General features: G+C 61.9%; 2 protein-coding genes. Both read right to left on the bottom strand.

Annotated features, from left to right (window positions below; all coding sequences use genetic code 11):
* On the bottom strand, positions 1-512 hold a 512-nt coding region (locus ACIPY3_RS23200), incomplete at its 3' end, for an aldehyde dehydrogenase family protein (protein ID WP_400337920.1).
* 67 nt (positions 513-579) lie between these two features.
* Positions 580-1,059: thiamine pyrophosphate-dependent enzyme (locus ACIPY3_RS23195; RefSeq protein WP_400337917.1), on the bottom strand; the 480-nt coding region annotated here is incomplete at its 5' end.

Below are 1,059 nucleotides of genomic sequence, written 5' to 3'. Positions count from 1 at the left end.
CCGGTGGCGATGGCCATGGGGGCCATCCAGAGGGGCACCATGACGGGGAAGTTGAACGGGGTGATGCCTGCTACGACGCCGACGGGTTCGCGGAAGGAGAACACGTCGATGCCGGTGGAGACCTGGTCGGAGTAGTCGCCCTTGAGCAGGGACGGGATGCCGCAGGCGAACTCGATGACTTCCAGGCCGCGGCCGATCTCGCCTTTGGCGTCTGCCAGGACCTTGCCGTGCTCGGCGGTGATCAGTGCGGCGAGTTCGTCCACGTGGGATGCGACGAGTTCACGGAACTTGAACAGCACAGCGGTGCGTTTGGCCAGGGAGATATCGCCCCAGGAATCGGCGGCCTTCCGGGCGATGGCCACGGTGGTGTTCAGGTCATCTTGGGTTGCCAGCCGTAGTTCGGCGGACACCTGACCTGTTGCCGGGTTATGGACGGGTTTGGTGGTGGTTCCGGTTCCGGTGGTTTCCGTTCCGTTGATGAAGTGGTTGATGACTGACGTCGTCGTTGACATGGTTGTTCGATCCTTTGCGTTGATTCCTGAAAGGGGTTGTGTAGGGTGTGGGTTTCTGTCGGCTGGGTTAGCCGAGCAGTTTGCGCTGGCGGTTCTTGTGGTCGATATAGGTCTGGAAGGCTTGTTTCGTGGATTCCAGTTCTGACACTGCCGAGACGGGAACGTCCCACCAGGACTCGGAGGACGGGGCGTCCAGCAGGGGGTCGGATTCGACGTGGATCACGATCGGGCCGGTGTCTTCCGGGGCGGCTTTGGCGTCGCGGATGGCTTGTTCGAGTTCGGCGATGACCTTCTCCCCGGGTTCGATCCGGATCACCTTCGCACCCAGGGATTCGGCGTTCGTGGCGAGGTCGATGGGCAGGTTTTCGCCGGCGTCGAAGGAGTGCTGTTCCTTGTTCAGGACCCGGTACTGGGTGCCGAAGCGCTGCGAACCCAACGATTCGGAGAGGGAGCCGATGGAGGCGTAGCCGTGGTTCTGGATCAGGACCACGATCAGTTTGATGCGTTCGGCGACGGCGGTGACCAGTTCGGTGTGCATCATCAGGTA

The organism is Paenarthrobacter sp. NPDC089714, assembly GCF_044748905.1.
GTDB lineage: Bacteria > Actinomycetota > Actinomycetes > Actinomycetales > Micrococcaceae > Arthrobacter.
The sequence above is the reverse complement of the archived record's forward strand: the minus strand, read 5'-3'. Positions and strand labels throughout refer to the sequence as shown.